Annotated in this window: 1 pseudogene; it reads left to right on the top strand. The window is 64.6% G+C overall.

Features of this window, described 5'->3' with window-relative positions:
• A pseudogene (locus AC0L2O_RS37045) lies at window positions 1-257 on the top strand (IS21 family transposase); the annotation flags it as partial.

Raw genomic sequence — 257 nt, 5'->3', positions numbered from 1 at the left:
GACGTGGGCCAGGTCGGCCTCTCCGACTTCACCGATATGGGCGAGCTTGGGGTCACCATCGCGGGCGTGCCGCTCGATCATCGCCTCTATCATTTCCGGTTGGCCTATTGCGGGTTTGAACACGCCCATGTCGTGCTCGGTGGCGAGAGCTTCGTCGCATTGGCCGAAGGGCTGCAGAATGCTCTGTGGTCGCTCGGTGGGGCACCGCGGGAGCATCGGACCGACAGCCTGTCGGCCGCCTTCTGCAATCTCGACCG

It is taken from the genome of Bradyrhizobium sp. Kon10 (assembly GCF_055807395.1).
This window is presented reverse-complemented; position numbering and strand designations above follow the sequence as displayed.